Source organism: Massilia sp. BKSP1R2A-1 (assembly GCF_050586525.1).
In the GTDB taxonomy this organism is placed as follows: Bacteria; Pseudomonadota; Gammaproteobacteria; order Burkholderiales; family Burkholderiaceae_D; genus Telluria.
This window is the reverse complement of record NZ_JBOBRE010000002.1, coordinates 439,545-458,824: the sequence shown is the minus strand read 5'-3', so window position 1 is coordinate 458,824 and position 19,280 is coordinate 439,545. Positions and strand designations below refer to the sequence as shown.

Here is a 19,280-nt window from a genome sequence, read left to right as displayed (position 1 = left end):
ACTAACAGGTCCCTGCCGACTCAGCGCGGTCGGCGAAGCGGCCGGCGATCGTGGCGAAGTACACGTCCTCTAAGCTGGCGCGGGCCGGCTCGAAGCCGTCGCCCGGATCGCTCTCGGCATACACGTGGATCAGGGTTTTACCGGTGAGCAGGCGCGTGGAGATGACCTGATGGCGCTTCTGGAACACCGGCAGCTCCTGGCGCGTGACAAAACGCGCCCAGATATAGTCTTCGATCTCGTAGGTGAGGTCCTGCGGGTCGCCGCACAGCAGCACGTGGCCCTTGTTGATGATGGCCATGTTCGAACACAGGTCGGCCACGTCGGACACGATGTGGGTCGACAGGATCACGGTCTTGTCCTCGCCGATCTCCGACAGCAGGTTGTGGAAGCGCACCCGTTCCTGCGGGTCCAAACCCGCGGTCGGCTCGTCGACGATGATCAGGCGCGGGTCGCCGAGCAGGGCCTGGGCGATGCCGAAGCGCTGGCGCATGCCGCCCGAGAAGGTGCCGAGGCGCTGGTTGCGCACTTCCCAGAGATTGGTCTGCTGCAGGAGGCCATCGACGACTTCGCGCCGGCGGTGCTTGTGCGACAGGCCCTTGAGCTGGGCGAAATGGTCGAGCAGTTCGTAGGCGGTCACCTTCGGGTAGACGCCGAAGTCCTGCGGCAGGTAGCCGAGCATGCGGCGCACCTCGTCCTTTTCGTCGAGGACGTCGATATCGTCCAGGAACACCGAACCGGAATCGCATTCCTGCAGGGTGGCGAGGATGCGCATCAGGGTCGATTTGCCGGCGCCGTTGGGGCCGAGCAGGCCGAACATCCCGGCCGGAATGGTGAGCGTGACGCGGTCGAGCGCGACCACGCCATTGGCGTAGGTCTTCGACAGATTGCGTATTTTCAGTTCCATGCCATGCTCCTGCGGACCCGTCGGTCCTCCCGTGTCAGCCTTATCAACACTTGCATTGTATTAAATTGTCACGCAAGCTGTGGCGACTCTGCGACGCACGGGCGGTTTGATGGGCTGGACTGCATAATCCGGTGATAGAACGCATCAGGACTTGCCACTTGTAAATATTCGGAAGTTTATCTGTGGAAACATAGGCGGAAACATGGATAATGGCAGGATGAACGAGGCCCTCCAGGACAAACTGCTGCTCTTGATGCGCGAGGCCCATAGCCGGGCCGAGGCGACGGACTGGTTCCGGGTCGGCCTGGGCCTGGTCTACCTGGCCGGCCTGATGACCAAGGAAACCATCGATTTCAAGAAGGTCGACCGCGCCTTCAACCGCTTCATCTACCATACGCTGGGCAAGGGCCACAGCATTGCCAGCGTGCTGCAGTTCATGAGCGGGGAGAAGGTGATGCCGACCGTGCAGTCCGCGCGTTTCCAGGATGCCTTCGGGCGCCACTGCCCGGAAGTGCCGGCTGAATCGATTCCATTTCTGCTCGAGCTGAACCTGGGTGTGGCGAAGAATATTTCGGGGCTGGATCCTTCCGGACCGCTGGCGGACTGGGTGGCGCAGCGCAAGGCCGCGCAAGGCCTATAATGGCGTTTTCGTCATCGAATCGGCCATCCTCATGAGCGCTTACCGTTCCCATACCCCCTTCGACAGCTTGATCACCGGTTTCGACAAGGCCCTGCGCGTGGTCGGCGGCGTGGCATCGTCCTCGCGCCCGAACCCCGGCGCGCATGCGACCGACTGCGAACTCTCGGATGAAGAACGCCGCCACAGCGCGGGCCTGATGCGGGTGAACCACGTCGGCGAAGTCTGCGCCCAGGCGCTGTACGACTCGCAGGCGCGCTTCGGCAAGAGCCCGGCGATCCGCGCCCAGTTCGAAAAATCGGCCCGCGAAGAAGAAGACCACCTGGCCTGGACCGCCGAACGGCTGGCCGAACTCGGCTCGCAGCCGAGTGTTTTGAATCCCCTTTGGTATGCCGGTTCCTACGTGCTGGGCAGCATCGCCGCCAAGCTGGGCGATCCGCAGAGTCTCGGTTTCGTGGTCGAGACCGAGCGCCAGGTCGAAGCCCACCTGAACAGCCACCTCACAACCTTGCCGCCGCAGGATGCCAAATCGCGCGCCATCGTCGAGCAGATGCGGGTGGACGAGATCGCCCACGGCGCATCGGCGCAGGCGCTGGGGGCGGCCGAGACGCCGCTGCCGGTCAGGGTGTTGATGAAGGCGATGTCGAAGGTGATGACGACGACGGCGTATCGGATTTGATGCGATAGCTCAGCCGCATGCTCTTCAATGGCAGGCCGCTTCCGGTCGCTTGCGGCCTCTGTGACAGTCCGCGATTATTGAGCTAGAAGAAGCTGCTATGCTTGGCTCAGCGCCCTTGAAGGGTGCTACGTAGGAAACCCGCTGCCGTAGCCAACCTTGAGCTTCTCACTGATATGCAAACCATCCTGTATCGAGGCTTATCTTGCTTCGTTATCACTGCAGCGATCATTTCGCTCCCTTGTAAAGCACAAACGGACACCGCACCCAGCAGCGGCGTCTCCGAGCAGGTTGGTGCGCTCCCCAAGCTTCGCTCGGCAATGCCAGTCATGCCCTGCAAAAGACCGGCATGGTCCCGCGAAGCGATCGAAAGACAAATGACCGGAACGGTGACAATGAAGTTTCTGATTGACACTGATGGAACTGTGCTCAAGAAAGAGATCGTCAAGTCGAGCGGGCACAAAATGCAAGACAAAGCTGCCTTGGAGGCAACTGCTCGTTGCAAGCTTGCGGTCGCGCCGCAAGATGGCCAGCTCAAGAAAGAATGGGTCCTGCTGGAATACGTCTGGACGTTGGATTAAATTGGCCTAACGACGTCTCAGAATATGCCTTGATACGTTGTTTCCACCTTGAGCTATGCAATTGTCCGAGTTCGGCCCAGAAGTGGAGTTTGTACATCGGTATCAATAGGGAATATCCATGAATGACGACGATATCGTACGGGCGAACTTTTGGAACGAGTCAACAGGCGATTGCGACTGCTGCGGCAAGCAATCCAAAACAATCTGGGGCGATCTCGGCGACTCATCAGGAACAAAAGCTGTCTACTTTGTGCAGTGGACAGTCGGTCAACCACAGCACATGCCGAACTTCGATCTTGTCCTGGGGCCATGGGGAGAGGACGCTACTCCACATGATCGCGTGTTGGTTTCCTTGTTGTACCAACCTCGCTCTGGTGGCGGATCGTTCATGGTAGTTAGCGGCAAAGGGAGACGGGCTGATGATCGTACTCTTTGTGGTCGTGCACTCGAGCGCATAGAGGTTATAGGGACGCCAATAGCGAACGAAGTGTTTTCGCTGGTGGACTCGCTCTGGCTGACGGAACCACGAATAGGGGAGATTCGGGCGTTGGACAGCATTCGATGAAAGTCGGTGGCGGCGAGCCCGCCAAATTGATGCTGCTTCGTTCGAATGGTACGGCCCTGGGAATGCTGCGCTACAGGGCCTGGCCCGTTGCCAAGGGTGGACGGGCAGTGTTACCTGATCGTTCGAAGTGGCCCGACTCATTGGCTGCCTTGGTGGGCTGCTCCCCTGATACAGGAAATCGACGACGGCGAATTCGCCGACGACCTGGCGATCGCGCGCGAGGAATACGACAGCCGTTGGGCGTTGCGACATGCGGCTTATTACCGCGTCGCCACCGACAGCGTGCGTCCGCGTTACGGCTTCCGATTTTTCCTGCAGTTAGTGAATTCTGTATGCTGGGCAAAGCCGGCACAATAAGGTGGATATGAAGTACAAATTGGTAGATCTGAAATGCCCGCACTGTGAAAAGCAGCTTGGTTTTGCTTGAGACAAGAAGAACTGCCTGCAGAATGGCGTGTGTCCACACTGCGGTGGAAAGGCCCAGATTCAGTTGAACTTTCAGCGATCGTTGCTTGCGCTACCGATCGCGCTGATGGTTGGATGGCTTTTTTTCCAGCTGATTCCGTTTCTTCCTGCCCTGTTTTGGAACTATCCTATTCGGAGCTGGTGCAATGGAGTTTGGGAAACAGAGCTAAGACTTCGTGCGCTGGAATTCATGAGCGCCAGTGGCGCCCATGACGGTCTATAAGCCAGCAGTGCAAGACGCAGCGCTGGCTGGGGCAATCCTCAAACCTCGACGATCTCGATTGAGTGGGTAATCTCCGCCGTCTTGGCCAGCATGATCGACGCCGAGCAGTACTTGTCGTGCGACAGCGTCACCGCGCGTTCCACCGCCGCTGGTTTCAGGTTGCGGCCCGTGACCGTGAAGTGGAAGTTAATCTTCGTGAACACCTTCGGCTCGGTCTCCGCGCGCTCGGCCTGCAGCGTGACGTCGCAGCCGCGCACATCCTCGCGGCCGCGCTTGAGGATCAGAACCACGTCGTAGGCGGTGCAGCCGCCGGTGCCGACCAGGACCATCTCCATCGGACGCGGCGCCAGGTTGTGGCCGCCGCCGTCCGGCGCGCCATCCATCGCCACCATGTGGCCACTGCCGGTCTCGGCCCGGAAACTCATGCCCGAAGGGCCGTTCCAGCTGACTTTCACTTCCATGTGCATTCTCCGCGGGTTTCGTTAGCGGATTATTGTAAGCGACGTTCGTTGGACGCGTGGGGTAACCCAGGCCAGTGGCCTGGGTTACGACCGCCCTCCCTACAAAAGATCAGACTGCCAGCACGTAGCGCTCGGTCTTCATGCGCCAGCTCGCGAAAGCCGCCAGCAGCAGGGCCGGGATGGCCGAGCACAGGAAGGTCAGCAGGAAGGGCAGGGAGCCGATGTCGCCGCCCTTGGACAGTTCCTTGGCCAGGGTCTGGTTCGACAGCATCGGCACCAGGTACATCCACTGCGCGGTCTTGAGGTCCATGAAGGACACGACCAGGCTCGGGATGAAGGGCACCAGCATCACGATGCTCAGGATGGTCTGGGCTTCCTTGAAGGTCTTGGCGTTCATGGCGAGCGTCACGTAGAGCGCGGAGGCCAGCAGCGACAGCGGCGCCGTCACCAGGCAGACCAGCAGCATCTGGCCCCAGCCCACGCTCCACGAGAGGCCGATCTCCTCGAGCGGCAGCCACTTGAGCACGACGTGGCCCAGCAGCAGTTCGACGGTGACGCCGACCACGCCCAGCAGGCTGACGGCCAGGATCTTCCCGCCGATCAGCTCCCAGGTGGTCGCCGGCTGGGCCATCAGTACTTCGAGCGATCGGCGTTCGCGCTCGCCGGCGGTGCTGTCGACCGCGCCGGACATGGTCATGATGAAGGCGGGCAGGAAGAGCAGGCCGAGCAGGCCGCCGATCAGGGTCGCGGAGCGCGAGGCATTGGTGCCGGTGTCGTAGCGCTGCACCACCACCGGCGCCAGCGCCGCCGGCGAGACACCATGCGCCAGCAGGCGCGCGCTGGCGACGTTCCTGCTGTAGGCGTCGAGCACCTCTTCGACCTCGCGGCGCTGCGCCCCGTTCTCGGAAGCCGAGTCGAACCACACCTCGACGCGCGCGGGACGCATCGCCTGGTAGTTCTCGACGAAGTCATCGGACAGGCGCAGCACGGCCACGGTCTTCTTGGCATGCAGCAGCTGGCCGATGGCGTCATCTTCCATCGGCGCCGTGTCCTTGATCGTGATGTTCTTCTGGCCCAGCTGGGCCATCAGGGTCGGGGCCTTGGCGGCGCCGATCACGGCCAGTTCGATGCCTTCGCGTTCGGTCTTGGTGCTCTTGTCGATCAGCTGGTGGAGGATCAGGCCGATCATGAGCGGGTAGAGCAGGGAGACCAGGGCCAGCATGCCCAGGGTGCGCCGGTCGCGCAGGGTCTCGCGCAATTCCTTGCGCAGGACGATCCAGAGTTTCGATTTCATGCGCGCTTTCATGCGATCCCTTCCTCGGTGCCGACCAGGTTGACGAAGGCGTCTTCCAGGTTGGCGATGCCGGTGCGCCGGCACAGTTCATCGGGCGAGCCCTGGGCCACGGTGTGGCCGCCGGCGATGACGATCACGTCCTCGCACAGGGCGGTGACTTCCTGCATCACGTGGGTCGCCATGATCACGCAGCAGCCGTCGGCGCGCAGCGCGTTCAGGGCGGTGCGCAGGGCGCGGGTGCTCATCACGTCCAGGCCGCGGCTCGGTTCGTCGAGCAGCAGGTGGCGCGGGCGGTGCAGCAGGGTGCGGGCCAGGGCCACCTTGATGCGCTGGCCCTGCGAGAAGCCCTTGCTGCGTCGCTCCAGGATCTCTTCCATGCCGAGCAGCTCGGAGACTTCGTCGATGCGCTTGCCGATGGCGGAACGCTCCATGCCGTTCAGCTCACCGAAGTAGGCCAGGTATTCGCGCGTGCTGAGGCGCTCGTAGAGCCCGAACTGGTCGGTCAGGAAGCCGATCGAGCGGCGCACCGTCATCGGGTCCTTTTCCGGGTCGACGCCGTCGATCGAGATGCTGCCGTGGTCGCGCTTGAGCAGCCCGACCAGGGTGCGCAGCAGGGTGGTCTTGCCGGCGCCGTTGGGGCCGAGCAGCGCGGTGATCTGGCCGTCGCGGGCGGTGAAGGTGACGCCGCCCAGCGCCTGGACGTCGCCGAACTTCTTGCGTACATCGTGGACTTCAATCATGTTGTTTGCCTTATGGTTGCGGGCCGGCGCTGCCGAGCTGGAAGGTCGGGGGCGGGATCTCTTTCAGGCAGCTGGCGTCCAGCTTGTCCTGCGGCTTGTCGAGGAAGGTGCGCAGCAGGCGCGGCGCGCAGCCGAGCTGGGAGACGCCGTGGCCGACGTTCTCCGCCACCAGGTGCTGGGCGCGCGGCATGAACTTGGCCGCGGTCTCGGCGCGGTGCGGCGGCGTGACCGGATCGAGGGCGCCGGAGAGCAGCAGGGCCGGGGCCTGGATCGGCGTCGGCGTCTTGTAGGCCACGGCCGGGACGTTCATCGCCTTGCAGATGCGCGGCATCTGCTCCGCCAGCGATTTCGCCAGCTTGCCGGTGTCCTGCGCGAGCAGTTCGGGCGTCATGCGCGGCACGTCTTCGGCGCAGACCACGGCGAAGTGCAGCAGCATCGCGATGCTGCCCTGCATGCCGAAGTCGCCCGCCAGGTTCTGGCGCGCGATGAAGGGCTGCCAGCGGCCCTGGGCGGCGTTGTGGATCAGGAAGGGCAGGCGGCGCGCGTCTGCCGGCGAGTACAGGATGTTGTGCACGGTGCCGAGGAAGCGCGCCGACGTCATCGTCGGGGTGATCGGCTGGGCGGTGCGCGGGTCGGGCAGCGACAGCTTGATCGGGCCCGCTTCCAGCCTGGCCACCAGGCCGTCGTATTCCGCGCGCAGCTGCGGGAAAGCCTTCCTGCAGCCGGCGTCTTTCTCGCACTGCGCGAACATCTTGTCGAGGGCGGCCTGGCCATCCTTGGCGGCGGCCGGGATCACCTGGTCGGGTGCGGCCACGCCGTCGAGGATCAGGCTGCGCACGCTGGACGGATACAGGCGGGCATAGACCTGGCCGAGGCGGGTGCCGTAGGAACCGCCGAAGACGTTCACGGCGCCGTAGCCGAGCGCCTGGCGCACCAGTTCGGTGTCGCGGGCGGCCGCCTCGGTGGTGTAGGCGCCCCAGGAGGCCTTGGTGGCGCCGATGCAGGCGAACAGCTCGGCCTCGAGCTGGTCTTCCGTCATGTGTTCGTGTTCGGGCTTGTTCTTGCAATCGAGCTTGCCCGAGCGGCCGGTGCCGCGCTGGTCGATGAACACGATGTCGCGGGTGGCGCGCACCCGGCTGAAGGCCGTCGACAGCACGCCGACCACGTCGCTGCCCGCTTCGCCGGGGCCGCCGGCCAGCACGAACAGCGGGTCGCCGCGGGTGCCGGCGCGGTGCGCCGGGGCGATGGTGACGTGCAGCTTGAGTTTCTCGCCTCCAGGCTTGGCATGGTCGAGCGGGACGTCGATGCTGACGCAGCGCAGGGCGTCGACCGCGCCGGGGAGGTGGCAGCTGCGGGTGGCGGCGGTGGGAGCGGCGCTCGCGGCGGAGGCGGTCAACCAGAGCGCGGCAAGGGGAAGCAATGAAAGGCGGAACATTGATCTTGTCTTCACACAATCTCCTCAAAGGACAGTTCCATACTAGAGTGGCATCGTTTTGGCGGTCAACGGGTTAATTGCGACGAAGCACGAAATTATGCGACCGGGAGACGTTCTTATTCATGCGGCATGACAGGCGGCCTGGTGAAGAATGGAAAATGCGACAGCAAAGGCCGGTGCGCGTTGACGGGAGTCCTGTTCTTCGGCTATCATCGTGGGCTTTCCCTTTGCTCGGGGAAGACAATAAGGAAGAGTCCGCTGCAGCAAGGGCGGAACCACCACAGTGAGCATTTAACCTATTAGGAAGTCAACATGAAAACTTTTTCCGCTAAGGGCCATGAAGTCCAGCGCGACTGGTTTGTGATTGACGCGACGGACTTGGTCCTCGGACGTGTTGCCAGCGAAGTGGCACTCCGACTGCGCGGCAAGCACAAGCCGGAGTTCACTCCGCACGTCGATACCGGCGACTACATCATCGTCGTCAATGCAGGCAAACTCCGCGTGACCGGCACCAAGGCCACCGAGAAGACCTACTACCGTCACTCGGGCTACCCGGGCGGTATCTACGAAACCAACTTCCTGAAAATGCAACAGCGCTTCCCGGGCCGTGCCCTGGAAAAGGCTGTCAAAGGCATGCTGCCGAAGGGCCCGCTGGGCTATGCAATGATCAAGAAGCTGAAAGTGTACGCGGAAGGTTCGCACCCGCACGCAGCACAGCAACCTCAAGCACTGACCCTCTAAGGAACTGACATGATCGGTAACTACAACTACGGCACTGGCCGTCGCAAGAGTGCAGTCGCTCGCGTGTTCATCAAGGCCGGCACCGGCCAGATCATCGTGAACGGCAAGCCGGCATCGGAATACTTCTCGCGCGAGACCGGCCTGATGGTCATCCGTCAGCCGCTGGAACTGACCGGCAACGTCGAACGTTTCGACATCAAGGTCAACGTGCACGGCGGTGGCGAGTCGGGCCAGGCAGGCGCCGTCCGTCACGGCATCACCCGCGCCCTGATCGACTACGACGCAGGCCTCAAGGGCGACCTGGCACGTGCCGGTTTCGTCACCCGTGACGCCCGTGAAGTCGAGCGTAAGAAAGTCGGCCTGCGTAAAGCACGCCGCGCAAAGCAGTTCTCGAAGCGTTAATTCGTTTCACCAGCAGGCGCCTTCGGGCGCTGCTGCAGGAAGGCCGTCCTCCGCAAGGTGGGCGGCTTTTTGTTTTTCCGGGCCCGTTTTTGCCTCGGGACCGTCAAATTCATTGTTATTCGCACATATTCATCTTCCGATTCCTGCATGAATGCCGAAGAATACGGTCATTCCATTGACGTTCAGGAAAGTTCCACATGAATTTTGGCGAAAGACTCAAGCAGGTCCGGCTGGATAAAGGGCTCACCCAGCCGCAGTTCGCGCAGATGGCAGGCATCGAGCAGTCCTATCTGTCCAAGCTGGAGAACGATAAATCCGTCCCGTCGGCCGAGATGTTCTCCACCATTCTGGCCGGCATCGGCATGGATGAAAAAACCTTTTTGCAGGACGTGGACGAGGAAGTCCTGCAGACCACGCTACGCCATATCCCGGCCGTCAGCCAGTTCACCACCCAGGTGGCGGTGACCCAGGCGAACCACAGCAGGCGCTGGCTGTTCGGCGCGGCCGGGGCCTGGGTGCTGGGCTTCGCCATGATGCTGGCGGCGAACGACGGCATCTTCTTTTCCCAATGGCGCTACCACTACCAATCGCCCGGCGTGATCCGCGCCGGCGAGGCGGACAACATCCATGCGACCCACCGCGAGATCGTCACGCTGCGCCAGGCCGCGAAGGTCATCACCGACGAGGAGGCGGCGCGCGAGCTGGCCGACTTCCAGTCGACGCGGGCCCGGCCGGTCAGCGTGGAGTGGTCTGAGAACCGCGGCGCGGCCTATGCCGAGCCGGCCGAAGGCGGGCACCGCCGTTTCGAGCTGGTCCGCAAAGAATATGTCCAGGCGCCGGGCAACCGCATCCTGCAATACCTGGGGGCGGTCGTGCTCGTCTCCGGCTTCGCCGGCCTGTTCATCGAATGGCGGCTGCGCCGCCTGAAGTCCAAGCGTTGATCCACCAATAAAAAGGAAAACCATGTCCCAGCTTCGCACCTTCCTTGCCGGCGCCACCACCATGGCCGCCGCCCTGGCCGCCGTCGTCACCCTGACCGGCGCCAAGGGCCCCGCGCGCATTGAGACATTCGACGAGATCACTGTCGGCCGCATCAATATCGTGGAGCCGGATGGCACCAAGCGCATCATCGTGTCCAACAAGGCCCGGTTCCCCGGTGACTTCCTGCAGGGCAAGGAAGGGGCGCGTCCGGACCGGCGCAGCTTTGCAGGCATGTTGTTCATCAATGAGGAAGGCACGGAAAACGGCGGCCTGATCCAGAAGGGCAGCATCGGCCCGGATGGCAAGATCTCCTCGGGCCTGTCGCTGACCTTCGACCGCTTCCGCCAGGACCAGGCCCTGCAGCTCATGAACAATGACAGCGCCGAGCACCAAATGACGGGCATCAAGATCAACGACGTGCCGTATTACGGCCTCAGCTCGCTCGAGGACGGACGGCGCTTCCGCGAGGAGAGCCGCAAGCTGCCGGAGGCCGAGCGCCGCGCCTATTGGGACAAGCTGGCCGATGGCGGACGCCTGATGCAGAACCGCGTCTGGCTCGGCAATACCGCCGAAAAGGCCTCGAGCCTCCAGCTCAAGGATGCACAGGGCCGGGTGCGCATGATGCTGCTGGTGTCGGCCGACGGCAAGGCCGAGATCCAAATGCTCGACGAGCAGGGCAAGGTCACCAAGTCCATTACGCCCGGGACCTGAGTCGGTCAGTTCGGTGCAAAGGATATTTGCAATATTCGCCTTGCATGCAAATATCCTTCGCCCGGCTTGCACCATATTTCCTCCACAATTGGCGGTCAGGATGTCCTTTCCTTGGACAACGTGATTCCTGCCATGCCACTGAAACGCCTGTTTGTCGCCTTCCTCCTCGTCACGAGCGCAGCCAGCCATGCCTCGGACACCTTCACCCTCTCCAACCCGCCCGGTCCACATGGCGTCGGGTTCAAGCTCATCCAGCAATACGACCGCAGCCGTCTCTACAAGGCCGACATCGACCTCGCCACCGGCGACAAGGTGGAGGGCGAGCGTGCGCGGCCGGTCCAGACCCTGCTCTGGTATCCGGCGGTGCGCGGCGGCAAGCCGCTGAGCTACCGGCACTACCTGGAAACGGCCGCGACCGAGGATGCCTTTACGCTGGATGCGGCGGAGGTCAAGCGCCTGACCGACGCGCGCATCGAGAGCAATGCCGGCAGCCGCCGCGAGGCCGTGCTGCGCGAGATGGCCGGCGCCATGCGCGCCGTGCGTGACGCCCGTCCCGTGGAGGGCAAGTTCCCCGTGGTGATCTATGCGCCCAGCTATTCCGCCAATGCCATGGAAAACGCCGACCTGTGCGAATACCTGGCCAGCCAGGGCTATATCGTGCTGTCCAGCGCATCGATCGGCGCGCGCACCCGGTCGATGACGGTCGACCTGGAAGGCGCGGAGGCCCAGGCCGCCGACATTGCTTACCTGATCGGTTTTGCCGCGACCCTGCCGCAGGCCGATACGGCCAGGGTAGGGGTGGTCGGTTTCAGCTGGGGCGGCCTCGCGAACGTGTTCGCCGCGGCGAAGGACGCCCGCATCAAGGCATTGGTCAGCCTGGACGGCTCGCTGCGCTACTGGAGCAAGCTGGTCGACGGCGGCAAGGAGGCGGCGCAGTACGTGACGCCGGCGCGGGTGACCGTGCCCTTGCTCTACCTGGGCGCCCGTCCCCGGACCGTCGAAGAGCATATGCGCATGCCGAACAAGGTGGTGTATTCCTTCATGAACGAGATGAAGTATTCCGATGTCTACATCGCATCCTTCCAGCCCATGCGCCACGCCAGTTTCTCGTCCTTCGCCATGCGCACCGTGCCGGACGACTGGTTCGGCGACTACACGCGGGCCGAGGTGTCCGTGGCGCACAGCTGGGCGGCGCGCTACACCCGCCACTTCCTCGACGCCTATCTCAAGGACGACGCCGCCGGCCGGGCTTTCCTGAACAACAGCCCCGCCGCGAACGGCGCACCGCCGCGCATGCTGAGTCTCGATGTGCGCCGCAAGACCGATGCGGTCCCGCCGACCCTGGAAAGCTTCGTGCGGCGCCTCGCCCAGGAGGGCTTCGACAAGTCGGTCGACAGCTATGCGCGTTTCACGAGCCTATATCCTGGCTTCAAGTTGAGCGAGGACGAGCTGTTTTCCTGGGGACTGGAACTCCTGAACAGGGGCGACTGCGTGCGCGCCCGCGAGATCTTCCGTCTCGGTGCGCAGCTGTATCCGGACAAGGCCTTCCTGGTCGAGGGCCTGGCGGAAATGCAGGCGAAGACGGGCCAGAAGGAACAAGCCCTGGCGAACTACCGCCGCGTGCTGGCCATCGACCCGCAGCACGCCGACGCCGCGAAGTACGTGAAGGCGCACGCTCCCTGAAAGCCCCGCGGGCGCACGCATTTTTCACCGCTGTTAAAATGCAGCCTCGTCCTGAAAAGGTCATTCTTACATCACGAGGAACAGAACATGATCAAAGTTGGTATCGTTGGCGGAACCGGATATACGGGCGTGGAATTGCTGCGGCTGTTGGCCGTGCACCCCGACGTGCAGCTGACTGCGATCACCTCGCGCAAGGAAGACGGCCTGCCTGTCGCCGACATGTTCCCCTCGCTGCGCGGCGTCGTCGACCTGGCCTTCTCGAGCCCGGACAAGGCCGACCTGACCCAATGCGACGTGGTGTTCTTCGCCACCCCGCACGGCGTCGCCATGGCGCAAGCCCCGGCCCTGCTGGCGGCTGGCGTGAAGGTGATCGACCTGGCCGCCGACTTCCGCCTGAAGGACCAGGCGACCTTTGAAAAATGGTACAAGATCCCGCACACCGCGCCCGAGCTGATCGAAGAAGCGGTGTATGGCCTGCCGGAACTGAACCGCGAAGATATCAAGGGCGCGCGCCTGATCGCCAACCCGGGCTGCTACCCGACCACCATGCAGCTGGGCTTCGTGCCCCTGCTCAAGGCCGGCCTGGTCGACGCGGGCAGCCTGATCGCCGACTGCAAGTCGGGCGTCTCGGGCGCCGGCCGCAAGGCCGAGATCGGCACGCTGTTCTCCGAGTCGAGCGACAACTTCAAGGCCTACGGCGTGCATGGCCACCGCCACACTCCGGAAACCTCGGCCCAGCTGGCGCGCTACACGGACCAGAAAGTCGGCCTGATCTTCACCCCGCACCTGGTGCCGATGATCCGCGGCATGCACGCGACCCTGTACGCACGTCTCACCAAGGACATCGACGACGCGGCCCTGCAGGCCCTGTTCGAGGATACCTACAAGGACAGTCAGTTCGTGGATGTGATGCCGTTCGGCTCGCACCCGGAAACCCGCTCGACCCGCGGCTCGAACATGCTGCGCCTGGCGCTGCACCGTCCGGAAGGCGGCAACACGGTCGTCATCCTGGTGGTGCAGGACAACCTGGTCAAGGGCGCATCCGGCCAGGCCGTGCAGTGCATGAACATCATGTTCGGCCTGGACGAAGCCACCGGCCTGAAGCAGATCGCGCTGCTGCCTTAATTTTCTTTCCGTTTTGAAACACAACGGCCGCTTTCGAAGCGGCCGTTTTGCTTCTTGCCGACCCGATCTAGATCAAGGCCGCCGTTGTTGAGCACGGTAAATTGATCAATGGGCGGGGGCTCATTTGACGGGGGAAAATCATGTTCGGTCGACAAGCCAAGAGCGAAATAGACAGCCTGGTCGGGATCTCGGCCCGGATCGAGGGCGACCTCTGCTTCACCGGCGGTCTGCGCATCGACGGCGAGGTGCACGGCAACGTGGTGGCGGCGGACGGCGCCGACAGCATGCTGATCGTCTCGGAACATGCGCGCATCGAAGGCGAGGTGCGCTGCGCCAGCCTGGTGGTCAACGGCTACATCGCCGGCTCTGTCCATTCCTCGGAACTCCTTGAATTACAGCCGAAAGGCCGCATACATGGTGATGTCCACTACCGTTTGCTTGAAATGCACGGCGGGGCGTTAGTAACCGGGAAACTCACCCACGAACCCGCCAGCGAGCCGGTGTTTCATCTTGCCGACGCCGAGATCGGGTCGGCAGCATGACTCGTGCTAACGGTCTATAATGGGCGCAATTCGAAATTCATCAGGAGTATTCCCATGACCGCAGTCGCCGAAGTGCAAGACCTCGACACGATCCCAGTCCCGATCAACTTCACCGACAGCGCCGCAGAGAAAGTCGCACAGCTGATCGAAGAAGAGGGCAACCCCGACCTCAAACTGCGCGTTTTCGTGCAGGGCGGCGGCTGCTCCGGCTTCCAGTACGGCTTCACCTTTGACGAAATCGTCAACGAAGACGACACCACGATGGAAAAGAACGGCGTCCAGCTGCTGATCGACTCGATGAGCTACCAGTACCTGGTCGGCGCCGAGATCGACTACAAGGACGACCTCGAAGGCGCCCAGTTCGTCATCAAGAACCCGAACGCCACCTCGACCTGCGGTTGCGGCTCCTCGTTCTCCGCCTGACCTTCCCCCAGGCAGCCCGGATAAGCCGGGCAGTCGACGGCCCGGTTCATCCGGGCCGTTCCTTTTTCGGGCTCCGCTTTTCGGAGGGTGCACGGGTCTGCCGTGCGCGCGTTCAACCAGCGGGCGAATGGACGATGTGCCTCATTTCATCGTGTATTTGAACGCGCGGACGGGGGAGCGTGATCTGGTCCACTGGACCAGATCACCCCTACGATGGATACAGCGCACCGAGGATGCGCGGCCCGCGCGCGCCGGTCACGGCCGGCAGATTGCCCGGTTCGCGCTGCATGAAGCGGTAGCCCAGCCAGGCAAAGGCGAGCGCCTCGACCCGGTTCGGCGCAATCCCCAGCGCCGCCGTCGATTCCACCTTCACCCCGCCCAGCGCTTCCCCGATGCCGCGCAGCAGAGTAGCGTTATAGGCCCCGCCGCCGCAGGCATACACCGCCTCCACCCCCGCATGTTCGCCGCGGATCGCATCGGCGATCGTCACCGCAGTCAGGCGGGTGAGCGTGGTCATCACATCCTGCGGCGCCACGTCGCCGAAGCGCGCGAGCTTCGCATCGAGCCATTGTTCATGGAACAGGTCCCGCCCTGTGCTCTTGGGCGCCGGCTGGCGGAAATAGGGCTCGTCCAGCAGGGCGGCCAGCAGGGCCTGGTCGACCTCGCCGCCGGCAGCCCAGGCGCCATCTTCGTCGTAGGCCTTGCCCAGGTGGCGGCCGATCCACAAGTCCATCAAGACATTGCCCGGACCGGTATCGAAGCCCGTCACCCGGCCGTCGCCGTGCAGCACGCTGATGTTGCCGATGCCGCCGATGTTCACCACCACGCGCGCCAGGCCGGGCTTGCCGAAGGCGGCCTCGTGGAAGGCCGGCACCAGGGGCGCGCCCTGGCCGCCGGCCGCGATGTCGCGCGAGCGGAAGTCGGCGATGACGTCGATCCCGGTGAGTTCGGCCAGCAGGGCAGGGTTGTTGGTCTGGCGCGTGAAGCCGAGTTCCGGGCGGTGGCGGATGGTCTGGCCATGCACGGCCACGGCCGCGACCGGGCCGCTGGCGAGGGGCAGCAGCTGGCGCACGCAGTCGGCGTAGCACAGGACCAGGCCGTTGGCGGCAAGGGCTTCGCGCTCGAGTTCGTTCTCGCTGGCGGCCTGCAGGGCCATCAATTCGCTGCGCAGTGCGGGCGGGAAGGGCGTGAAGGCGGCCGCCACGGTGCGGATGGCGCCGCCGGCGAAATCGGCGACGACGCCGTCCACGCCGTCGAGGCTGGTGCCGGACATCAGGCCGATGATCAGGGAAGAAGTGTCGCGCATGGGTTCTCGTGGTCCATAGAATGCAGCAAGGCAGTCTAAACCGCCGGGCGGAAAAGTGAAAGCTTGCCAGGGATTTGCAAAAGCGGAAACTGGGCCGCGAAAACCGGTGTGCTTCTTCGAATAACCGGCGGTCGCGGTTGGCATACTTTCCAGCATGACGACCATTCCCTCTTCCCTGTTCACGTCCCAGGCCGGCGCCCAGGTGTCCGACTTGTACGCCACCGCGGCCAAGTCGCTGATGAACCAGAACCCGGCCCTGAAAACCATCGACGCCCAGTGGCGCCGCGACGAGGCGCGATTGTCGAACCTCGGCAAGATCGCGCAGGCACTCGACGGCTTCGCCGCTTCCGCCGGCAAGGTGGCCGCGGGCGCCCTCGACATGGCGGCAACGAGCAGCGGCAAGGGCGTCAGCGCGCGGCTGGCATCGGGGACGGCGGCGCCTGGCGCGCACAGCATCGATGTCGCGCAGCTGGCCCAGGCCCAGCAACTGGCAACCCGGGCCTTGCCGGGCAAGGACACGCCGCTGGGCGCCGGCGGCACCACCCTGATCCGCATCGAGTCGGGCCAGGGCAGCAATACGCTCACGACGACGGTGAAGATCGGTTCCGGCGCCAACACGCTCGAGGGCATCGCCGCCGCCATGCGCGAAGCGGGCCTGGACGCCAAAGTGGTCCAGGACGGCAAGGGCTACACGCTCAGCCTGTCCGGCAAGCCGGGCGCGGCGAATGGCATGCGGGTCCAGGTCGCGGGCGACCCCGCGCTGCAGGCGCTCCTGGGCTACGAGCCGGGCGGCAGCAGCGGCATGCGCCAGCAGCTGGCGCCCCAGGATGCCAGGCTCACGGTCGACGGCAAGTCCATCACCAGCAGCACCAATAATGTGGACGCCGCCATCCCCGGCGTCGCGCTCGCCCTGACGGCCACCGGCAAGGTGGATGTGACGGTGACGCGTTCCAATGAGGCCATTACCCGCAACGTCAGGGGCGTGATCGAGACCTTCAATGTCATGCACGCCAGCCTGGCCGAGCTCGGCGGCAAGGATGCGGATGCGAACGCGGCCGTGCAGCAGGTGCAGGGGCAGATCGCCAGGGCCCTGGACAAGGTCGATGCCGCGAAGCTGGCCGGCATGGGCCTGTCCGTCAATGGCGGCAAGCTGCAGCTGGATGAGACGAAACTGAAAGCCGCCATCGCCGCCGATCCGGAAGGCGCCGCCAAATTCTTCAGCAACGGCACGGACGGCGTGGCCGACCAGCTCTCCAGCGCGGTGGCGGACCAGTTCGCCTCCGGCAGCGCCCTCTACAAGCAGGCCGATGCGCTCGAGAAGGACATGGAAACCCTGGCCGCGCAGCGCAGCCAGATCACGGAGACGGCCAGCCGCCAGGCGATGCTGCTGATGCAGCAGTATTCGGCAGCCGGCAGCGGCGCCAGCTCCCTGTTCGGGATGCTGCAGGGACCGCCGATGTCGGCTTTCGATTTCATGGCCTGAGAAATCATTGAATTATTTTAATAGGCAAGATTTTTCCGCCAACTAAGCTAATTAAATGATAACAAGCCGTTGTTTATAAACGTCTTTATGTTGTCTGACGCTCAACGTCAGCACCATTAAAGTGCATTTATCTAGGGCAAATATTCTTCTCTAGAGTAAAGTTTCTAAGACCTTGACGAGTTTCGAAACATACCTTGTTTCAGGTCAAGCTTGCTCCCGTTTTTTTGAGTAGAGAACAATATGAACCTCAATAATTTCAAGATCGGCACCCGTCTCGGCAGCGCCTTCGCTGCCATCCTCGTCCTGATGGCGATCATGCTGGCGACGGCGCTGTGGCAGCTTGGGCGCATTGCCGAGGCCAAGGCCGTCATGGCGGAAACGAACCATGACGCCAAGCTGGCGGCAAGCTGGCTGCAGGGGATCGCCACCAACAGCGTGCGCACGCTGGCCAAGGCCAAGAGCAGCGATCCGGACGACGAGGCCTACTACGACAAGGAAATGAAGGCGACCAGCGCCGAAGTCAGCAAGCTCCAGAAGGAGCTCGAGTCGCGCCTGGAAAGCGAGAAGGGCAAGGCCCTGCTGGCCGCAGTTGCCGAGCAGCGCAAGCGCTATGTCGGAGTCCGCGACAATCTCTTCAAGCGCAAGGAAATGCTGGACGGCCAGGCCGCCGAGCTGAAGGTCATCGTGTCCGACAAGCTCCTGCCCGAGATGAAGAAGTACGTGCGGAGCGTGCAGGAAGTAGTCACCCACCAGGAAAGCCAGTTCGCCGACGCCAACCAGCGCATCGACGCGCTGCAGGCCAGCGCGCGCAACCTGCTGATGGCGCTGGGCGCCATCGCGCTTGCCTGCGGCGCCGTGTTCGGCTTCCTGCTCACCCGCAGCATCACCCGTCCGCTGGCGCGTGCCGTCGGCCTGGCCCAGCAGGTGGCGTCGGGCGACCTGACCGCCGAGATCCAGGCGGCCTCGAAGGATGAAGTGGGCGAGCTGCTCGCCGCGCTCAAGCGGATGAACGAAAGCCTGCTCACCACCGTGAGCCAGGTGCGCGCCGGCACCGAGACCATCGTCACGGCCTCGCAGCAGATCGCCACCGGCAACCTCGACCTGTCCGCACGCACCGAGCAGCAGGCCAGCGCCCTCGAGGAAACGGCCTCGTCGATGGAAGAACTGACCGGCTCGGTCCGCCAGAATGCCGACAATGCACGCCAGGCCAATACGCTGGCGCAAACGGCCTCCGAAATCGCCGCACGCGGCGGCAGCGTCGTGTCGGAGGTGGTGTCGACCATGGAATCGATCAACGAATCGTCGAAGAAGATCGGCGACATCATCGCCGTGATCGACGGCATCGCCTTCCAGACCAATATCCTCGCGCTCAATGCGGCGGTGGAAGCCGCACGCGCCGGCGAGCAGGGCCGCGGCTTCGCCGTGGTGGCCTCCGAAGTGCGCAACCTGGCCCAGCGTTCGGCCGCCGCAGCCAAGGAAATCCGCACCCTGATCATGGACTCGGTGTCCAAGGTCGACGCGGGTGGACGCCTGGTCAACGAAGCGGGCGCGACCATGCAGGAAATCGTGCAGGGCATCGCCCGCGTGACCGACGTCATGGCCGAGATCACCTCCGCCAGCGCCGAGCAGGCCATGGGCATCGAGCAGATGAACGCCGCCATCACCCAGATGGACGGCGTCACCCAGCAGAACGCCGCCCTGGTCGAAGAAGCGGCGGCAGCGGCGGCGTCCATGCAGGACCAGGCCGCCATCCTGTCGAAGCTGGTGAGCACCTTCAAGGTGGTCGGCGACGGTCAGGGAGCTTACGCCCCTTCCCGCCAGCGCGGCCAGGGCGCGTCGCGCCTCTCGCTCGCTACCGCCTGAGTCGCGTCAAGCCTGGGCGGCGCCCGCCCCACGATGCGG

Annotated in this window: 20 protein-coding genes; 14 read left to right on the top strand and 6 right to left on the bottom strand. The window is 63.8% G+C overall.

Annotated features, from left to right (window positions below):
- Position 1: 1 nt before the first annotated feature.
- Positions 2 to 904 carry an ABC transporter ATP-binding protein gene (locus tag ACQ7JA_RS05385; RefSeq protein WP_430895316.1) on the bottom strand — a complete coding sequence of 301 codons (903 nt, stop codon included), beginning with the start codon at positions 902 to 904 and terminating at the stop codon, positions 2 to 4.
- Positions 905 to 1,121: 217 nt separating this feature from the next.
- Here ACQ7JA_RS05385 and ACQ7JA_RS05380 point away from each other — a divergent pair, with 217 nt between their 5' ends.
- From ACQ7JA_RS05380 to ACQ7JA_RS05365, 4 genes are all read left to right on the top strand, one after another.
- Positions 1,122 to 1,544, top strand: coding sequence for a hypothetical protein (locus ACQ7JA_RS05380; protein ID WP_430895314.1), 423 nt, complete (start codon positions 1,122 to 1,124; stop codon positions 1,542 to 1,544).
- A 31-nt stretch (positions 1,545 to 1,575) separates the two neighbouring features.
- Positions 1,576 to 2,220, top strand: a complete 645-nt coding sequence (coq7, locus tag ACQ7JA_RS05375; RefSeq protein ID WP_430895312.1) for a 2-polyprenyl-3-methyl-6-methoxy-1,4-benzoquinone monooxygenase — start codon at positions 1,576 to 1,578, stop codon at positions 2,218 to 2,220.
- 173 nt (positions 2,221 to 2,393) lie between these two features.
- The gene (locus ACQ7JA_RS05370) at positions 2,394 to 2,798 is read left to right on the top strand and encodes an energy transducer TonB (RefSeq protein WP_430895310.1); all 405 of its coding nucleotides are present in this window, start codon (positions 2,394 to 2,396) and stop codon (positions 2,796 to 2,798) included.
- Between the two features lie 118 nt (positions 2,799 to 2,916).
- Positions 2,917 to 3,363, top strand: a complete 447-nt coding sequence (locus tag ACQ7JA_RS05365) for a hypothetical protein (protein ID WP_430895308.1) — start codon at positions 2,917 to 2,919, stop codon at positions 3,361 to 3,363.
- A 726-nt stretch (positions 3,364 to 4,089) separates the two neighbouring features.
- Here the strand turns inward: ACQ7JA_RS05365 and ACQ7JA_RS05360 are convergent.
- From ACQ7JA_RS05360 to ACQ7JA_RS05345, 4 genes are all read right to left on the bottom strand, one after another.
- Positions 4,090 to 4,512 (bottom strand): OsmC family protein, encoded by a 423-nt coding sequence (locus ACQ7JA_RS05360; protein ID WP_430895306.1) that lies wholly within the window; start codon positions 4,510 to 4,512, stop codon positions 4,090 to 4,092.
- Positions 4,513 to 4,621: 109 nt separating this feature from the next.
- Positions 4,622 to 5,806, bottom strand: a complete 1,185-nt coding sequence (locus tag ACQ7JA_RS05355) for an ABC transporter permease (RefSeq protein WP_430895304.1) — start codon at positions 5,804 to 5,806, stop codon at positions 4,622 to 4,624.
- Between the two features lie 8 nt (positions 5,807 to 5,814).
- A complete protein-coding gene (locus ACQ7JA_RS05350; RefSeq protein ID WP_430895302.1) occupies positions 5,815 to 6,546 on the bottom strand; it encodes an ATP-binding cassette domain-containing protein in 732 nt (243 codons plus the stop codon).
- Between the two features lie 10 nt (positions 6,547 to 6,556).
- Positions 6,557 to 7,996, bottom strand: a complete 1,440-nt coding sequence (locus tag ACQ7JA_RS05345; protein ID WP_430895300.1) for an alpha/beta fold hydrolase — start codon at positions 7,994 to 7,996, stop codon at positions 6,557 to 6,559.
- 297 nt (positions 7,997 to 8,293) lie between these two features.
- On the opposite strand from ACQ7JA_RS05345, the gene rplM reads away from it, so the two are divergent.
- The 8 genes from rplM to erpA all read left to right on the top strand — a co-directional run bounded on the left by rplM (position 8,294) and on the right by erpA (position 14,589).
- On the top strand, positions 8,294 to 8,722 hold the full coding sequence (gene rplM / locus ACQ7JA_RS05340; protein WP_231059538.1) for a 50S ribosomal protein L13: 429 nt from the start codon (positions 8,294 to 8,296) through the stop codon (positions 8,720 to 8,722).
- A gap of 9 nt (positions 8,723 to 8,731) precedes the next feature.
- Positions 8,732 to 9,124 carry a 30S ribosomal protein S9 gene (gene rpsI / locus ACQ7JA_RS05335; RefSeq protein ID WP_005667904.1) on the top strand — a complete coding sequence of 131 codons (393 nt, stop codon included), beginning with the start codon at positions 8,732 to 8,734 and terminating at the stop codon, positions 9,122 to 9,124.
- Positions 9,125 to 9,321: 197 nt separating this feature from the next.
- Entirely contained in the window at positions 9,322 to 10,065 is a 744-nt protein-coding gene (locus ACQ7JA_RS05330; protein ID WP_430895297.1) for a helix-turn-helix domain-containing protein, read from the top strand.
- Between the two features lie 22 nt (positions 10,066 to 10,087).
- Entirely contained in the window at positions 10,088 to 10,816 is a 729-nt protein-coding gene (locus ACQ7JA_RS05325; protein WP_430895295.1) for a hypothetical protein, read from the top strand.
- A gap of 132 nt (positions 10,817 to 10,948) precedes the next feature.
- The gene (locus ACQ7JA_RS05320) at positions 10,949 to 12,499 is read left to right on the top strand and encodes a CocE/NonD family hydrolase (RefSeq protein ID WP_430895293.1); all 1,551 of its coding nucleotides are present in this window, start codon (positions 10,949 to 10,951) and stop codon (positions 12,497 to 12,499) included.
- Positions 12,500 to 12,586: 87 nt separating this feature from the next.
- The gene (gene argC, locus ACQ7JA_RS05315; protein WP_430895291.1) at positions 12,587 to 13,624 is read left to right on the top strand and encodes an N-acetyl-gamma-glutamyl-phosphate reductase; all 1,038 of its coding nucleotides are present in this window, start codon (positions 12,587 to 12,589) and stop codon (positions 13,622 to 13,624) included.
- A gap of 140 nt (positions 13,625 to 13,764) precedes the next feature.
- The gene (locus ACQ7JA_RS05310) at positions 13,765 to 14,166 is read left to right on the top strand and encodes a bactofilin family protein (RefSeq protein WP_430895289.1); all 402 of its coding nucleotides are present in this window, start codon (positions 13,765 to 13,767) and stop codon (positions 14,164 to 14,166) included.
- Between the two features lie 54 nt (positions 14,167 to 14,220).
- Positions 14,221 to 14,589: an iron-sulfur cluster insertion protein ErpA gene (gene erpA, locus ACQ7JA_RS05305; protein ID WP_430895287.1), complete on the top strand. Its 369-nt coding sequence runs from the start codon at positions 14,221 to 14,223 to the stop codon at positions 14,587 to 14,589.
- Positions 14,590 to 14,797: 208 nt separating this feature from the next.
- Here the strand turns inward: erpA and ACQ7JA_RS05300 are convergent, their stop codons facing one another.
- On the bottom strand, positions 14,798 to 15,895 hold the full coding sequence (locus ACQ7JA_RS05300) for an anhydro-N-acetylmuramic acid kinase (RefSeq protein ID WP_430895285.1): 1,098 nt from the start codon (positions 15,893 to 15,895) through the stop codon (positions 14,798 to 14,800).
- A gap of 154 nt (positions 15,896 to 16,049) precedes the next feature.
- Here ACQ7JA_RS05300 and fliD point away from each other — a divergent pair, with 154 nt between their 5' ends.
- Entirely contained in the window at positions 16,050 to 17,378 is a 1,329-nt protein-coding gene (fliD, locus tag ACQ7JA_RS05295) for a flagellar filament capping protein FliD (RefSeq protein WP_430895283.1), read from the top strand.
- Positions 17,379 to 17,618: 240 nt separating this feature from the next.
- Positions 17,619 to 19,241, top strand: a complete 1,623-nt coding sequence (locus ACQ7JA_RS05290) for a methyl-accepting chemotaxis protein (RefSeq protein ID WP_430895281.1) — start codon at positions 17,619 to 17,621, stop codon at positions 19,239 to 19,241.
- The last annotated feature ends 39 nt before the right edge of the window (positions 19,242 to 19,280 follow it).

Excerpts from the sequence above, each read along its gene's own strand:
- ACQ7JA_RS05350 (WP_430895302.1), bottom strand. The coding sequence starts at position 6,546 with ATGATTGAAGTCCACGATGTACGCAAGAAGTTCGGCGACGTCCAGGCG.
- ACQ7JA_RS05325 (WP_430895295.1), top strand. The coding sequence starts at position 10,088 with ATGTCCCAGCTTCGCACCTTCCTTGCCGGCGCCACCACCATGGCCGCC.
- ACQ7JA_RS05310 (WP_430895289.1), top strand. The coding sequence starts at position 13,765 with ATGTTCGGTCGACAAGCCAAGAGCGAAATAGACAGCCTGGTCGGGATC.
- fliD (WP_430895283.1), top strand. The coding sequence starts at position 16,050 with ATGACGACCATTCCCTCTTCCCTGTTCACGTCCCAGGCCGGCGCCCAG.
- ACQ7JA_RS05360 (WP_430895306.1), bottom strand. The coding sequence starts at position 4,512 with ATGGAAGTGAAAGTCAGCTGGAACGGCCCTTCGGGCATGAGTTTCCGG.
- ACQ7JA_RS05380 (WP_430895314.1), top strand. The coding sequence starts at position 1,122 with ATGAACGAGGCCCTCCAGGACAAACTGCTGCTCTTGATGCGCGAGGCC.
- ACQ7JA_RS05355 (WP_430895304.1), bottom strand. The coding sequence starts at position 5,806 with ATGAAATCGAAACTCTGGATCGTCCTGCGCAAGGAATTGCGCGAGACC.
- ACQ7JA_RS05370 (WP_430895310.1), top strand. The coding sequence starts at position 2,394 with ATGCAAACCATCCTGTATCGAGGCTTATCTTGCTTCGTTATCACTGCA.
- ACQ7JA_RS05320 (WP_430895293.1), top strand. The coding sequence starts at position 10,949 with ATGCCACTGAAACGCCTGTTTGTCGCCTTCCTCCTCGTCACGAGCGCA.
- argC (WP_430895291.1), top strand. The coding sequence starts at position 12,587 with ATGATCAAAGTTGGTATCGTTGGCGGAACCGGATATACGGGCGTGGAA.
- ACQ7JA_RS05290 (WP_430895281.1), top strand. The coding sequence starts at position 17,619 with ATGAACCTCAATAATTTCAAGATCGGCACCCGTCTCGGCAGCGCCTTC.
- ACQ7JA_RS05300 (WP_430895285.1), bottom strand. The coding sequence starts at position 15,895 with ATGCGCGACACTTCTTCCCTGATCATCGGCCTGATGTCCGGCACCAGC.
- erpA (WP_430895287.1), top strand. The coding sequence starts at position 14,221 with ATGACCGCAGTCGCCGAAGTGCAAGACCTCGACACGATCCCAGTCCCG.
- coq7 (WP_430895312.1), top strand. The coding sequence starts at position 1,576 with ATGAGCGCTTACCGTTCCCATACCCCCTTCGACAGCTTGATCACCGGT.
- rpsI (WP_005667904.1), top strand. The coding sequence starts at position 8,732 with ATGATCGGTAACTACAACTACGGCACTGGCCGTCGCAAGAGTGCAGTC.
- ACQ7JA_RS05330 (WP_430895297.1), top strand. The coding sequence starts at position 9,322 with ATGAATTTTGGCGAAAGACTCAAGCAGGTCCGGCTGGATAAAGGGCTC.
- rplM (WP_231059538.1), top strand. The coding sequence starts at position 8,294 with ATGAAAACTTTTTCCGCTAAGGGCCATGAAGTCCAGCGCGACTGGTTT.
- ACQ7JA_RS05385 (WP_430895316.1), bottom strand. The coding sequence starts at position 904 with ATGGAACTGAAAATACGCAATCTGTCGAAGACCTACGCCAATGGCGTG.
- ACQ7JA_RS05365 (WP_430895308.1), top strand. The coding sequence starts at position 2,917 with ATGAATGACGACGATATCGTACGGGCGAACTTTTGGAACGAGTCAACA.